Origin of the sequence: Stenotrophomonas sp. Ste96 (genome assembly GCF_024519495.1) — a bacterium.
Lineage (GTDB): Bacteria > Pseudomonadota > Gammaproteobacteria > Xanthomonadales > Xanthomonadaceae > Stenotrophomonas > Stenotrophomonas bentonitica_A.
Genome location: NZ_JALJRX010000005.1, coordinates 47,191 through 61,332, shown reverse-complemented (window position 1 = coordinate 61,332; position 14,142 = coordinate 47,191). Strand labels below are relative to the sequence as shown.

Annotated in this window: 10 protein-coding genes (1 of these 10 only partly in view); 3 read left to right on the top strand and 7 right to left on the bottom strand. The window is 65.5% G+C overall.

Going from position 1 to position 14,142, the window contains the following annotated elements; all coding sequences use genetic code 11:
* Nucleotides 1-42: 42 nt before the first annotated feature.
* Entirely contained in the window at nt 43-1,470 is a 1,428-nt protein-coding gene (locus tag OC373_RS13420) for a Do family serine endopeptidase (RefSeq protein ID WP_019185549.1), read from the bottom strand.
* A gap of 556 nt (nt 1,471-2,026) precedes the next feature.
* On the opposite strand from OC373_RS13420, the gene OC373_RS13415 reads away from it, so the two are divergent.
* Nucleotides 2,027-3,046, top strand: a complete 1,020-nt coding sequence (locus OC373_RS13415; protein WP_070426436.1) for a histone — start codon at nt 2,027-2,029, stop codon at nt 3,044-3,046.
* 145 nt (nt 3,047-3,191) lie between these two features.
* Here OC373_RS13415 and OC373_RS13410 read toward each other — a convergent pair whose 3' ends face one another.
* The 6 genes from OC373_RS13410 to OC373_RS13385 form a co-directional block, all read right to left on the bottom strand.
* Nucleotides 3,192-3,884 carry a hypothetical protein gene (locus OC373_RS13410; RefSeq protein WP_261997848.1) on the bottom strand — a complete coding sequence of 231 codons (693 nt, stop codon included), beginning with the start codon at nt 3,882-3,884 and terminating at the stop codon, nt 3,192-3,194.
* A gap of 31 nt (nt 3,885-3,915) precedes the next feature.
* Complete coding sequence (locus OC373_RS13405) at nt 3,916-4,845, bottom strand: energy transducer TonB (RefSeq protein ID WP_070426437.1); 930 nt, start codon at nt 4,843-4,845, stop codon at nt 3,916-3,918.
* A gap of 372 nt (nt 4,846-5,217) precedes the next feature.
* Nucleotides 5,218-8,889, bottom strand: a complete 3,672-nt coding sequence (locus OC373_RS13400) for a tubulin-like doman-containing protein (protein WP_070426439.1) — start codon at nt 8,887-8,889, stop codon at nt 5,218-5,220.
* Nucleotides 8,890-8,905: 16 nt separating this feature from the next.
* Nucleotides 8,906-9,349, bottom strand: a complete 444-nt coding sequence (locus OC373_RS13395) for a hypothetical protein (protein ID WP_026070152.1) — start codon at nt 9,347-9,349, stop codon at nt 8,906-8,908.
* 24 nt (nt 9,350-9,373) lie between these two features.
* Entirely contained in the window at nt 9,374-10,849 is a 1,476-nt protein-coding gene (locus OC373_RS13390) for a hypothetical protein (protein WP_261997847.1), read from the bottom strand.
* On the bottom strand, nt 10,846-12,240 hold the full coding sequence (locus tag OC373_RS13385) for a hypothetical protein (protein ID WP_156785728.1): 1,395 nt from the start codon (nt 12,238-12,240) through the stop codon (nt 10,846-10,848). The genes OC373_RS13390 and OC373_RS13385 overlap by 4 nt, the downstream gene beginning before the upstream one ends.
* A gap of 258 nt (nt 12,241-12,498) precedes the next feature.
* On the opposite strand from OC373_RS13385, the gene OC373_RS13380 reads away from it, so the two are divergent.
* Both OC373_RS13380 and OC373_RS13375 read left to right on the top strand, forming a co-directional pair.
* A complete protein-coding gene (locus OC373_RS13380) occupies nt 12,499-13,428 on the top strand; it encodes a lysozyme inhibitor LprI family protein (protein WP_156785729.1) in 930 nt (309 codons plus the stop codon).
* Between the two features lie 71 nt (nt 13,429-13,499).
* Nucleotides 13,500-14,142 carry the 5' portion of a hypothetical protein gene (locus tag OC373_RS13375; protein WP_261997846.1) on the top strand. The gene runs 62 nt beyond the window's last position, so 643 of the gene's 705 nt are visible here — the first part of the coding sequence; it begins with the start codon at nt 13,500-13,502; its stop codon lies off the right edge, out of view.

Below are 14,142 nucleotides of genomic sequence, written 5' to 3'. Positions count from 1 at the left end.
AGCACCGGACGGGTGTAAGCCACGTTACGGCTGCCGCCGCGTTCAGCGCATCACCAGCTGGCCACCGCCGTTTCCACGGATGATCCGCAGCACCAGCTGGGCCGGACGCTGCTGGAAGTTTGCACGCCAGCTGGCGAGATCGGCAAACTCACCTGCCGTTGCCGCGGTGATCACATCGCCCTGCGCCAGCCCGGAGTTGGCGGCGCGGCTGCCGCGTTTGACCTCGCTGACCAGCACGCCACTCACGCCGGCCTGGCGCAGCGACTCGGGCAGATCGACGAAGGTGGCACCGCTCAGGCGCGGGTCGAGCGATTCCCCGGTGACTGCGCGCGCCTGCTCCTTGAGCGTGGCCTTGATCTGCAGCGGCTTGCCCTCGCGGCGCACGTCCAGGGTCAGCGTGCTGCCGACCGGCTGCAGGCCTTCCACGTTGTGCAGCGCCTGCGCGCTGTCCACGCGCTGGCCGTTGGCCGACACCACCACATCGCCCGGCTTGAGGCCGGCGGCGGCGGCACCGGAGCCGGCCAGCACGCGGGTGACCAGCGCGCCGCGCGTCTCGGTCAGGCCCAGGCCCTGCGCGATCTGCTGGGTCAGGTTCTGCGCCTCGATGCCGAGCGTGCCACGCACCACCACGCCGTGCTTGACCAGCTGGTCCACCACGTCGCGCGCCAGGTTGGAGGGGATCGCCAGGCCCAGGCCGATATTGCCGGCCATGCTGCCCTGCGGGTTGAAGCTGGCGGTATTGATGCCGACCAGCTGCCCCTGCAGATTGACCAGCGCACCGCCGGAGTTGCCCGGGTTGATCGAGGCATCGGTCTGGATGAAGTTCTGGTAGCCCAGCCCGCGGATGCCGCTGCGCCCCACGGCCGAAACGATGCCGGAGGTGACCGTCTGGCTGAAACCGAACGGATTGCCGATCGCCACCACGAAGTCGCCGACGCGCAGCTGCGCGCTGTCGCCGAGCTTGATCTCGGTCAGGTTGCCGGTCGGAATCCGGATCAATGCGACATCGGTATCGGCATCGGAGCCGATGAATTCCGCCTTGACCGTGCGCCCGTCGGCCAGGGTCACCTGCACGTCGTCGGCGTTGTCGATGACGTGGTGGTTGGTCAGGACCAGCCCCTCGGCGGCATCGATGATCACACCCGAGCCCAGCGATTCGTTGATGCGCTCCTGAGGCACTTCGGGGAACAGCCGGCGGAAAAAGGGATCGTTGAAGTAGGGGTTGCGCACCCGTACCACCTGCTTGGTGTTGACGCTCACCACGGCCGGCATCACCCGTTCCAGCATCGGTGCCAGCGACGGCACCGCCTGGCCGGCGACCGCTGCGGGCAGCGCGGCCGTGGTCGGGATCGTATACGCGGCCGGCGCCGCCTCGGCACGGTTGTCCAGGTGCGCATTGATGGCCGTGGCAGTGAACCCGCCGAAGGCAGCGGCGAGGGCGAGCGTGAGCAGGGTCGGGAGCGGTCGCATGGTCCGGCGGTTCCGTGTCGGAGGGGACGGGTCAGGTGAGAACACGTATACGGTAATTCAACCTGAATGAGTGTGTCCGCTACCGGCTAAACCCTGGATGAAATTCATTGCCGGCGACGTCGCGCCGCACGACGGATGGGCGCCGGCAGCCAGGGCAATGTGTGCCGCTGGCCACCTGCAGAGCGGGTGCGGCACGATACCCGCGGCAGGGGGAAGAGCGTACCGGCAGGCGCGTCCGTCGGCCGCGCCCGCGCCATCCAAACCAGCGCAAATGCGCAGTACGAGGGCACGGAATGGATCAACTACGACGATCCATCATTGCATCGCCGGGCGCGGCGGAGATGCGCATCGAGACACATCGCATGCCTCTTCTGCGGGAACGCCGATGCTGTTTTCAAGGGGTTTCGTGCACGCGGCCGGTGCATTGCTTGCTGCCGACGATGACAGTGCTACTGTCGGCTTGGCACGAGCATCGCATCAAGACCGTTCCACGATGGACCGCGCCGGTATAGCATCGCCAGCGATTTGACTAACCAGGCCCCTTAGGAGGCACTCAATGAGCAACGGTAATGGTGTGACCACGGTTCTCTCGCAGACCGTCGAAGATGCAAAAGAAACCGCCACCAACGTCGGCGAGACCATCGCACACGTAGCGGAAGATGCAGTGGCTTCGGTCAAGAAGACCGCCAAGCGCGCACGCAAGGCTGCCACCACCCAGGTCGCCAAGGTCAAGAAGGCCGTGACCAAGGTCGAGAAGACCGTCGCCAAGAAGGCTGACAAGGCGGCCAAGTCGGTCGGCAAGACCCTGGCCACCGCCAAGCAGAAGCTGGAAGCGGCCAAGAAGAACGCCAAGGCCGAAGCCACTGCGATCAAGAAGCAGGTCGCCAAGAAGAAGGCCACCGCTGAAAAGGCCGTGACCAAGACCACCAAGGCTGCCGGCAAGAAGGCCACCACCGCCAAGAAGGCCGTGACCAAGAAGGCGGCTGCTGCCAAGAAGACCGTGACCAAGAAGGTCGCCACCGCCAAGAAGGCTGTCGCCAAGAAGACCGCGACCGCCAAGAAGGCCGTGACCAAGAAGACCGCCGCCGCCAAGAAGACCGTCGGCAAGAAGGTCGCCGCTGCCCGGACCGCTGTTGCCAAGAAGTCGGCGACCGCCAAGAAGGCCGTGACCAGGAAGACCGCAGCGGCCAAGAAGGTGGCTGGCAAGAAGACCGCCGTCGCCAAGAAGACCGTCGGCAAGAAGGTCGCCACCGCCAAGAAGGCCGTTGCCAAGAAGTCGGCGACCGCCAAGAAGGCCGTGACCCGGAAGACCGCGACCGCCAAGAAGGTGGCCGGCAAGAAGACCGCCGTCGCCCGCAAGTCGGTCGGCAAGAAGGTCGCCACCGCCAAGAAGGCCGTGACGAAGAAGACCGCAGCGGCCAGGAAGACCGTCGGCAAGAAGGTCGCGACCGCCAAGAAGGCGGTGGCCAAGAAGGCTCCGGCGAAGAAGGCTCCGGCCCGCAAGGCCGCCCCGGCCAAGCGTGCTGCCGCCAAGCCGGTTGCACGCAAGGCGCCGGCCAAGCGCGCGCGCAAGTAAGTCGTCGTAACGTGCTGCTCCTGCCTGAGGGCGGGAGCGGCATGGTGGGAGCCATGCACTGGGCTCATCCCCAACCCAGATACGTGGGCGGGGTAATCGTCCCCTCATGGGGAGACAGGGCGCCCCGAAGGGCACCCCGGCAACATCAGCGCGCCGCGATCGCGGCGAACTCGCGCATCAGGTGCTCGCCGTCATAGACCACCTGGATCTGGTTGCTGCCCTTGTCCAACCGCCCGCCATTGACGAATACGTCGGTCTGGATGCTATAGCGCCCCTGCGGCATGTTGGACGGGAAGGTCACGGTGAAGGTGTTCTCGTACGCACCGCTGCCTGCACTCTCGCTGGCGACTTTCTCGGCGGTTTTGAAGGGTTCGGACTGGCCGGGTTCGTAAATCCGGATCTGTTCCTTGACCTCGCGGATCGGCTGCTGGCGGCCGCTGACCGCTTCGATGTTGGAGACGATCTTCAGCGGTTCACCACGCCGTACGCTGTTGCCGGGGAGGCTGGTCTGGTAATGCACGACCTCGGCAGACTCCGGCAGCTGCGAGTAGCGCGACCGGTAATCCGACTCCACCTGGGCCGCGCTACGGGTGCGGCGGCTTTGTGCGTTGATCACGAAGCAGGCGGCGATGCCGGCCGCAGCGCCGACGTAGGCACCTTTCTCACCATTGACCAGCGCGCCGGCGCCGGTGCCCAGCGCGATCGCGCCCAGGCACTTGCCCCAGTCCGATCGGGTCATCTGATTGCCCGTGGTGCAGCCGGTAAGCGTGCCGGCGGTAGCGAGGCCGATCAACAGCACCTTGCCGAGCGAGGCGGGGGCGAAATAGTCCTTTTTCATGGTCAACACCTGGTGTGAAGTGGGGCGGGCATCATTCGATGGTGGTTTCGCGCATGACACGGTCGCGCTCCGCCTTTGCTTGGCGGATGAGCGACCGGGCAGCCGCTGAGTCGGGATTGACCTGCAGGGCCGATTCGCCCAGGGCTACGGCGACGTCGTAGCGGCCTTGCTGCAGTTCAACCCGCGCCTTGCTCAGCAGGCCTGCTTCCGGCGCCGCTGCCGGTGGCAGCGAGATCGTCGGCGCTTTGGGCGGGTAGCTGTTGTCAGGTTGGCGCAGGTCGGCCATGTCTGAGGCGGTGCCCGCGTCTGGGCTGAAGCTCACCTCCAGCTGCATCGTGCTTGCATTCGCCTGTCCGTCCCGGATGGCAGGTAGGTAACGCCAGCGACGCGCTGCTTCCAGCGCAGCACGGTCCAGCGACCGCACCCTACTGGTGCGCATCACCGAAATGGCCGTCGCAGTGCCATCTTCGGCAACATCGATGCTGAGCAGAACGGTTCCGCGTGCCCCGGTACGCACTGCATCCGGCGGATAGCGCACGGGAGCGCGCTCGCGCGATGCGGCATCCACCTGTGCAGACCGGTCCGGGATCGACGCAGGTGGGGGGGGCGCCTGGGCAACCTCAGTGTGGAGGGGTGCTTGTGCGGCGGTTGGCGCTGGAGCCGGTGCCGGTGTCGCTGCGCGGTTCGGGCGCGCGGGCTCGGCCTGCTTGGCAAGGTCGGCTTCCAATGCAGTCACCCGGACCTGCAGATCGCGCCAGTTCTCTTCACCCGGCAGATCGTGCTGCATGCCCAGCAAGGCGACGCGTGCACAGGCCAGGTCCGCCCGCGCGAGGCATGACTCCACAGCCGCACGATGCGCGTCGATGCGGCCGGCAGACACCGTTGGCGACGTACCTCGATCGCGCAGGAAGATCGCCCAGAACAGCCCACCCAGAACCAGGCAGACCAGGACCAGCGGCACGCGTGAGCGTGGTCGTGGGCTCGGCCCGGGAGCAATCGGCGCAGGCGCGATCGGCGCGGGAGGCGCAGGTGGCCTGGTCGAGCGCTTGGGTCCCGGCGCGGATGCCGGTTGCACAGCGGAAGGCGGAGGCGCTGCAGGGGCCGGTGGAGGCACGGATTCCACCACTGTCGGCGCCGCTGGCGAGGGTGTCGCAGGAATCGGGGGCGGCGGCATGACCGCCGCCGGGGCTATGACCGGCGGCGCCACAACCGCTGGCGCGGATACCCCACAGAACGGGCAGAAGCGTACCTGCCCGGGCAGGGGCTTCATGCACTGGTCATTGACACAGATCGAGGCGGTGGCGCTGGCGTCAGTCATTACGGCGATACAGCCTCAGTACCCGGTGGGCGGCGGCGGGGGAGCCGGCGGTTGCGGGGCCGATGGAGCGGTGAACAGATGGCCCAGTTCCGGCAGTGCACCGGCCGCGCTCCACTCGATGCCTTCGCGCCAGAGCAGGCTGTTGCGGGTGATGTTGCCGGTGCCCACGAACTGCTGCAGCTGCTGGACCGTATACGGTCCCAGCGACTGGTTGTTGTAGCCGACGTAGTAGCTGTAATCGACCATCGGCGGCGGTGGCGGGGGTGCCCCGGGCAGGCTGCCCTGCGGTGGAGGCGGTGGTACCGCGCCCGGGGCAAGCCTCGCCGCGCCCGCGCCCGCAATGGACGTAACGCCCAGCATCTGGGCGAAGGAATCATTTACCTGTCGCTTCTCGCCCCGGTCGGTGGCGACCTCGTCAGCATAGACATCGGCCGAAGAGCCGGAAACCGGCTGCGTCCAGGCGTCGAACAATGCACGGGCGCGCTCTTCGATCCGGTCGGCTTCGTCACCGGCGGCCTGCACCAGCTTCTGCCGATAGTCGGTGGCCAACATCTCACTCAGCTTGTAGGGGAAGCGCTTCTTCAAGCTTTCGCGACCCTGCTGGTCCTCCTGCTTGATCGGCTTGTATGCCACGGTGGCGTAATGCCGGAACAGCTGGGCCAGCACAGCCAGCTGCAGCGGGTCGCGCACGTTGGCCGAGCGCTGGCGCAGCTGTTCTTCGATGTTGCGTTTGTCATTCCCGTCCAGGCCGCTTTGCCGCACGGAGAATTCATCGCCGATGCTGAACCCGTCGCCTTCCAGCGTGATCTCATACTTGCCATCGGCACGGCGCTTGAGCACCCCCAGGCCGAGGGCATGCAGGTATATCCTGAAATCCTCAGCGAACTGCCGGTACTGGCCCTGAGTGAACTGGATGGGCTGCACGAACTGGCTGACCCGCTTGTGGATGTGCAGCGGAATACGGGCCGCCTCTTTGCGGTAAGCCGCCTGATAGGTCGGCAGTGGCGTGAGTGCCGGAACCGGGAAGCCAGACAACTCGGTGAAGCAGATCAGCTTGCCCGGAATGCCGGATTCGACGAAGTCGATCTGGCTGGCGGTCATGCCGGTGCCCTGCGGTACGGCCTGCTCCAGCATCGCGCCATACTGGCGCCGGAACAGGCGCGCATCCTTTACGCCGACCAGGCAGGTGTAGCGGTCCTTGGAGATATCAAATCCACCGTTGAGGTTCAGCGGCACCCATGGCATCGCACGCTGAAGCAGCAGGCGGAACGTCTCGCGCAGCTGCTCGGGCGTAAGCGCGGCCAGCGCCTGCATCAGCGGATCGGTCTGGGTTCGGGCATCGACCTGGGGCAGCTGTGCCACGGCCTTGTTGCGCAGCTTGCCCAACACTTCCTGCGCGCCGTCGTCGCTGAGCAGCTTCTGGAACAGCGTCTGGGAGCCGCCGAAGTCCTTGAATGCTTCCTTGGCCCATTGCCTGAACTCGGCCGGATCGATTGCCGGCTGCTCTTCGTCCTGCGGTGCCTTGAGCGCGATCAGGGTCGCATGCTTCTCGGCGATGGCCGCCTCGATCTTGCCGATGTCACGCTCGACGTGCAGCAGCAGGGACTCAACCGACTGGCGACCGTCCTGCAGGCGCCCGACGAAACCACTCCACAGCGGGCGGCCGTGGGCATCGACAGCTTCCTTGACGCCGAGCCAGCCCGAGACGTCGCGCAGCAGGTTGGCCGCTTCGCGCGAAGCGACCGAGCGCACGTAGAACAGCAGGCTGTCGCGGATCGTTTCCTTGATCTGCGCCAGTACGGTCTCGGCCTGCTTGTCCTTGCCGCTGATCCGCGCAAGCAGACCCTTGCCGGTGGTCTCCTTGAGGCGTTCGAACTCGCGCGCAAGCTCGGCGTTCTGCAGCCTCTCGGAAATCTCGGCGAATCGCTGCGCATTGCGTTCCAGCGCAGGAACGATGCCGGTACCTTCGTTCTCGAGCCGGTCCTTGATCATTTCCACCAAGGCCAGCGTGTAGTCCAGGCCACCGCGCTCGTCATCGTCCAGGCGCCGGAAGATCTGCGCCGGCAGTTCAGCCTCATCGGTAATCGACAGCAACACCCGCTGGCGATTCTCCTTGATGCGGACTTCGTGGTTGCGGTCGGCGCTGTCCACCCGGTTGCCCTTGGTATCGCGCTCAAGCTGCTTGATCACATCCTGGACGTGCAGCGGCCATTGGTCGCGGTCAGCGCTGCCGTGCATCAGCTGCTGGAAGGCATTCTCGACTTTCTGTTCGATCTGCGCACCGATGCTGGCGTCGCCGGTCACTTTCAACAGATCATCAGCGACCTGGTAGTGCGTGAACTCTCCGTTGAGCGTGGCAAGATCGCCGCGGGAGAGGAACTGTGGAATATCCGTAAAGGTGCGTGGCACGATCGCCAGCTGCTCACGCAGGAAATCATCGCGTTCTTTATCAGTGGGGCGGTTGCCCGGGGCCTGGATATTGGCGATGCCGAAGAACGCCTTGAGCATCGCCTGCACCTGGCGGTTCATGCGTACGTTCTGGCGCGCTTCCACCTGGGTATCAAGCACGGCCTGGCCGACGCCGGAGTAGCTGGCGGTGAAGCGCAGTTCCGTATCGTCACCATAGTCCTGCGGCAGCGGAACCGAATAGGCGCGGATCTTGTGCTGATTCTGGTTGACGGCCACCGAGCGCTTGCGGTTGGCGAAGTCCTGGGAGGTGAAGTCGGTGAAGAAGACATCCGAGAGCATCTCGTAGATGTCTTCCTGTTCACTGGTCTTGGCCATCGCCACGTTGGTGTTGTCGACGATGTACACATCGTCGTACGGGCGGCTGTCGATGTGCAGGTTGTCCGAGGCATCCCAATGCTTGACCAGGACATTGCCGCGCAGTGCAGTCTCAAGCTCCATCAACGCGGCGTAGCCGTTGGCCTGGATGCGGTCGGGGTTGGTGGTGGTGATGAAGCCGCCGGGAAGGACCATGTACAGGTCGACCTTGCCCTCGACATTCTTCTCCTTGAGGATCGCCTTGGCCAGATAGCCCATGTCCAGGAATGACCCGGAGCCCGTGCCGCCGGCCGCCGAACCGGTGATGACCACCCGCACCTTGCCCGGCTCCACTTCCAGTCCCAGCTTCTTGAGCTTGTCCGCACGCGCGCCGATGTTGCTCAGCAGCGTCTCGATCTTGTCGCGCAGCTTGTCCCGGATCACCGGATACTTGTCGAAGAAGTACAGGCGCGACAGCGCACGGATCTGGCCTGCGCCTTTGCTTGGATCCACGCCCAGCAGGCGGATGCGCTCGGGCGTGAGCGGGAACCATTCAGCTACTTCCCGATGACGCCGCAGCTCGTCGTCGGACTGGGTGTACTTGTTGAGGTCCAGCCGCTCGATGATCTTCTCTTCTGGAGTGAAGGCGACCTGCTCGGCCAGTACGTCGGTCTTGACCGACTTGCCGTCCTGGGTGACCTCACCGGCATCCAGATCGAAGTTGATGAACTGTGCCACCGGGAAGTCAGCGACGTTCTCGACCTTCGCGTTGCCGCCCCAGATCGCATTGAGGATGCGCCGGCGCAGACGGATGTTGACCTTCATGCCGGTGCCGCCGAGGGCGATGAACAGCGTCGGACGGATCTTCTCGGTTAACTGCGGCGGCTGACCGGGCAGGGAGGTACTTTCGGTGGCATCGTTCATGCGGCGGACCCCTGGATCAACGCTTGGCGGAGAAGGTGGCGAGCCAGGCGATCAACGACACGCCGGCCAAGGCGCTCATCGGCACCAGATACAACGGCGCCAGGAACCGCCCGGCGTTGACGAAGGCCAGCACGGTCACCGTGGCGACCGCCATCAGACCGATGAACAGGAACCAGCCCGACGCATTGGCACGACTCGGCGCGACGCGCTCCTTGACCCGCCAGTTGGCATACGCGTTCTTTACCACGAAGAACACCACGGCCAGCACCAGCAGCACCACACCACCAATCAGCGCATCGCGGCTGCTGGTCTGCTCGCCGACCTGGATGTCCCAGTCGCCGGTGAAGGTCGCAGTCGGCTGCTGCGTCCCCGCGGTCGTCGCCGGTGCGGTCTGTTCGGACGGCGTGGCGGTGGCCGGCTGGTCGGTCACTGGCGCGGGGAGGGAACTCTTCTGGCTCATGCTCTGTCCTTGGCGGTGAATCGTTTAGTTGATGCGGATGGATGTATCAGGTTGGGCCCAGCTCACGCGAGGCTTGAACGCGCCGCGACGGACCGTGGCAACATGCGTGCCGTTGGCATCGCGCACCTCGGTAGTGGTGAACGGTTTGAGCCGCAGGTGCTGGGGTTGATCGTCGATCCAGACCGTTGCTTTGCGCGCGCCGGTCACCAGCACGAGAAACAGCAACGCCCCGATCAGGGCGAGCAGGCCGCCGCCATAGACCACCACGGCAGGCCACACCGGGTACTGCACCCGAAGCAGCAGCGGGACCCGTGTGACCGAGGCATTGGCCGTGACCGGAGGAAGGAAGACCTCCGGCAGCGCATCCCCCGGGAAGAGGTCGGCCATGTGCGCGCGGAACTGCGGCGATACTTCCAGCTGCTGGTTATCCAGGTGGATATCGATCGCCCCGCGCCGTTCATAGCCGCTGCGCAGCAACACCTCACGCGACCACTGCGACGGCAGGGGGGGCAGCGACAGGCGCAGGGTCAGCGGGTCACTCTGTTTGCCCGGATCAAGCGCCTGCAGCGAGTGCGTGGACATCTCGCCCTGCAGGCCGATGGCCGGCGGCGTCACCAATGACGTGTCAGCGCTGACGATACGGTAGGGATTGAACAGATTCTCGAACCGGCCCTGCACCTGTGCAGTGCGCACCTGCGTGCTGGCGTCGAACGACAGCACGAGGGTGTGGCCGTCCGGGGCGAGGCCAGCGGCGATGCCCGGCGAATCCTTCACGCCCGTCGGGCTGAAGCGCACGGCCGCTTCGGTCAGTGGCTTCAGGCGCACATGTCCCTCGGGAAGCAGTGCGGTCAGGGCCGGTTGCGCGAGTATCGCGTCCAGCGCGGCCGAGGCCGGTTCGCCGTAGGCCAACGCGTACAGCATCAAACCGTTGGCGCGGTAATGCTTGCCCTGTACCGGCATCTTCAGCGGAAACGCAGCGATCCGGCTGATGACATCCTCACCATGCAGCAGCTCGTAGAACTCGCGATTGCGAGCCACGACCTCGGTACTGTTGTTGGGGCTGTTCTTGTTGTTGGTGACGATCCAGATGATGCCCGGGCGGCCTTCCAGGCCCACCTCGATCGCACCGAGCAGCGCTTCCTTGAAGTCGGTGTCGGCCAGTGCGCCACTACCTTTATGCGCCATCTGCAGGCGCGTCATCGCCTGGGCGAGCCCCGGGTGGTTGCCCGGTCCGCGATACACCCACTCCGGCGAGGGGTGGGTGGCATCGGACTGGTTGAACGCGCCCACCACGACCTCTCCGTGGCCAGCCGCAGCCTGCGCCAGCTGCGCGACAAGCGGCTTGAAAGGCGACTCGGCATCGACGTAGAACGGCTCCATCCAGCCAGAGTTCTGCACCAGTACTGCCTGCCGCAGCTCGGCGGCTCCGACGCTCATGCCCATGCTGCTCGCCAGCAGCACCGCGACGCCCAGCAGGCGATTCAGGACGACGCTGGTCATTGCGGCAGGCTCCAACGCAGCAGGGTGCCGCGCGCGTCTACCCAGAGCCACAGTGCCTCATCGTGGACGAACCACTGCGCGTTCCAGGGCGAGGGTGTGTCCATGGCATAGGTGTAGGCATGACCGCCGATCCGCTCCAGGCAGAACGTGGCATGCACGGTCGCCTGACTCTCGAAGAATGACAGCAGGCTGCGCTGCTGCGGCAGCGGCGCGTGGAGCGACAGCATCAACTGCGGTTCGACGACTTCCAGGAACGGATAGACCACATGGGTCACCGAATACAGGTCATGGTCGAACTCGTCCCACGGGCGCTCCAGACGGACGTTGAACTGAAAGCTGGTTCGGCCGGTGCTGGTGGATCCGCGTGGCGCGGGGCGCTGCTCGGGCAGCACGGTGTCCAGCCGGGTGAGCAGCCACTTTTTGTCCCGGGTGTCATACAGCAGCTGCCAGAAGCCTTCGCCGTCGCGATACGGTGGACCCAGAACCGGGTTGGCCTGATAGCCCTCGGGCCAGCTCTGCCACCGGGCGGAAACGTCCCCCTGGCCGTCCAGGCGCACGCTCAGCACGCCCTGCGTGCCGATCCAGAACAGGCTGCGGTGCGCTGGATCGCTGATCGGCGCAGCAAGCAGTTGCAGGGGCGCGTCAAGCGTCAGCAGCACCTGCTGCCATGCCTCACCGGTGCGGCGGATCGCAAGGCACCATTGGCCCTCATGTTCCTGTGGCACGAAGGCGGCATCGTCCAGCAGGCCGGGTGCACCCAGGGACCGACCCACCGCGCGATCAATCTGATAGCTCAATGTCATTGCGTCGACGCTGACGCAATCGGCACCTGCATCAGTCGCCATGATCACCTCATGGCCATCGTCGTGCGGCAACGTCAGTGTGGCATTCGCCCATGTTTCAAGATGGCTGCGGCCGAGTGAGGCCCCGCGCGGTGTCAGCGGCACCCAATGGCGGTGACCGTGCTGCCAAAGCGACAGCTGGCCAGAGCGGCTCGCCGCGAACAATCCATTGCGATGGCCACCGGCGCGGCTGCTGAAAAAGAACAGGCCACTCGGCTGCGGTGACTTGATCACCTCGGCGGCGTCCTGCATGGACTGGCCACTTCGCTGCCATTGATCGAACAGCGCCTGAAGCGTCGAGGGGATCGGTTCCGCCGCGGCGGCGCTGCAGCTGCGCCCCCCATCATCCCCGCCAAACGGGGTTCGCCACTGCTCAACCGGGCGCCGCTCAAGCGGCTGGCCGGTAAAGGGAGAAAACCGGAAGCTGCCCGGGAGATAACCCCCCTCGGGCACGCGATACGCGCCAGACAGATAGTCCAGATCGCTCAGTGATGTTGGAGGCACGGCAGCGTCGATGGCGACCAGAGAAAATCCGGTTCCATCCTGCACCCACGACTCATTATCCAGGTGCCAACGGACACCTCGCTCTGCTCCGGCGGCCACGCCGTCCCCCTGTATCCTTTCGCGGGCAAGGATATCCTAAAGTCAACGGCATGGAACAAACGCATGCGAATGGTGCCTGTAGGGAAACTCCTGACGTGACGCATTTGGCTCCAAGTCGCATTATCGCCCGCGCATGAAGGAATATGCCTGCAGAAAGGCAGCTGTCGCAGGGCATCACGCATTGGACGCATCAGGGGATACGCAGTGAAGAAAATTCTGTGGGGTGTACTGTTGGTCGTGCTTGCCGGCTGCCAGCAGGGTCGGGCGATCCGCCTCGACCTGATGGCGATGGAGTTCCGCTCCGAGTGTTTCGGTGCAGGCGCGACGACAAAGTGCGTTGCCATGCGCGTCAAGTACAACGTCGCTGCAACACAGTTGATGCTTGATCGGCTGGAAGACGAGTTCGCAAAGATTCCCGATCCGGACCCCCAGGCCTATGCTGCTGCCAGGCAGGCACTTCAGCGGGTGATCGATCGCAACGAACAGGATCGTCCCGGGTGGTGGCGGCGTATCCTGATGAACAACATCGAAGTGACCTACGGTCTGGCGGCGGGTCAGTTCCTGGTGACGCCCAACGAGCTTTCGGAACTTGCGGCCGTGGCTGCCGAGAACGAAAAGCGACGGCGCAAAGTGGCTGCGACCGATAGCCTTCCCGTGGAAGCAGCCGCGCCAGAGGTGAGCGACGTCACCCTCCACACCGATGCGGCGGCGACCACAGAGGGGTTTGACCTGGACTCGGAATCCGCCGATCCCCGTGATGCGCCAGCTGGGCCAGAAGCCATTGAGCGAATCGCAGTGCAGGCAGCGCCTGCAGATGAAACCGGCTATGCCGGCATGATGGCGCGCATGGCGCGCGAGGCTGAGCAAGCGACGGCCCGACCGAGTTTCGACTGCGCCCGGGCGAGCCATCCTGCCGAACACCTGCTATGCAGTGACGCCAGCCTGGCAGCCATGGACGTTCGCATGGCTCGGGCCTACGCCGATGCACCTGCATGTGGGACGGACCGCGCTGCATTGCGCGCCGATCAGCGGCAGTGGCTGCAACATCAGCGCAACCAGTGCAGCGACGCCTCCTGTCTGGAAGACGCCTATCAGGCCCGGATCGCACAACTGGAGCAGTACTGCACGGGTTGAGCACGGCGCAGCCTTGACGATTGCGGGCGTATCGTCCTGCTAGTCTGGACGCCGGCTTCTGGAGACATTCCATGCGCGGTCTCGACTTCACCTCCTGGCAGGCCATGCTCTCCACCCTGGCTGGGCTGGCGATCATCACCCTGATCGGTGTCGGCATACGGCTGCTGGTCATGCAGACCATGCAGCAGCGCCGCGAGCGTGAGAACCGGCAGATCAACGAGCGACTGCGCACGTTGATCGCGGCTTACAAGGTCCTGGGCGGTTCGTTCACCGGCACGCTCGATGTCGATCCTCGCCATCGCCGGGATTTCCGCGCGCTGCCCGACGGCAGCGAAGCCGGCGATGCGCTGCACCTGCCGGCGGAGGCCGAGAACGGCGGCGAGCGTGCGCGCCGGATCCGTGATGCGGTGGAAGCGGCCCTGTCGGACATCGTCCTGCTGGGCACCGACGAGCAGGTGCGCCTGGCCGCCCACGCCGCCAACGAGATGGCCCAAGGTCGCCTCGTTCCCACGGCCGAGCTGGTGGTGTCGCTGCGCGACTTCATTCGTCAGGCGCTGGATCTGGATCCGATCCCGGCCTCGGTCACCATCCCGCGCCAGGGTCCCGCACGGCCTTCGGCCGGTGCGAAGGGCAAGGGCGATGCGGGTGACAAGGGCGGCGGCAAAGGCGGCGGAGGCGGAGGGATGGGCGGTGGAGGCGGGGGTGGCATGGGGG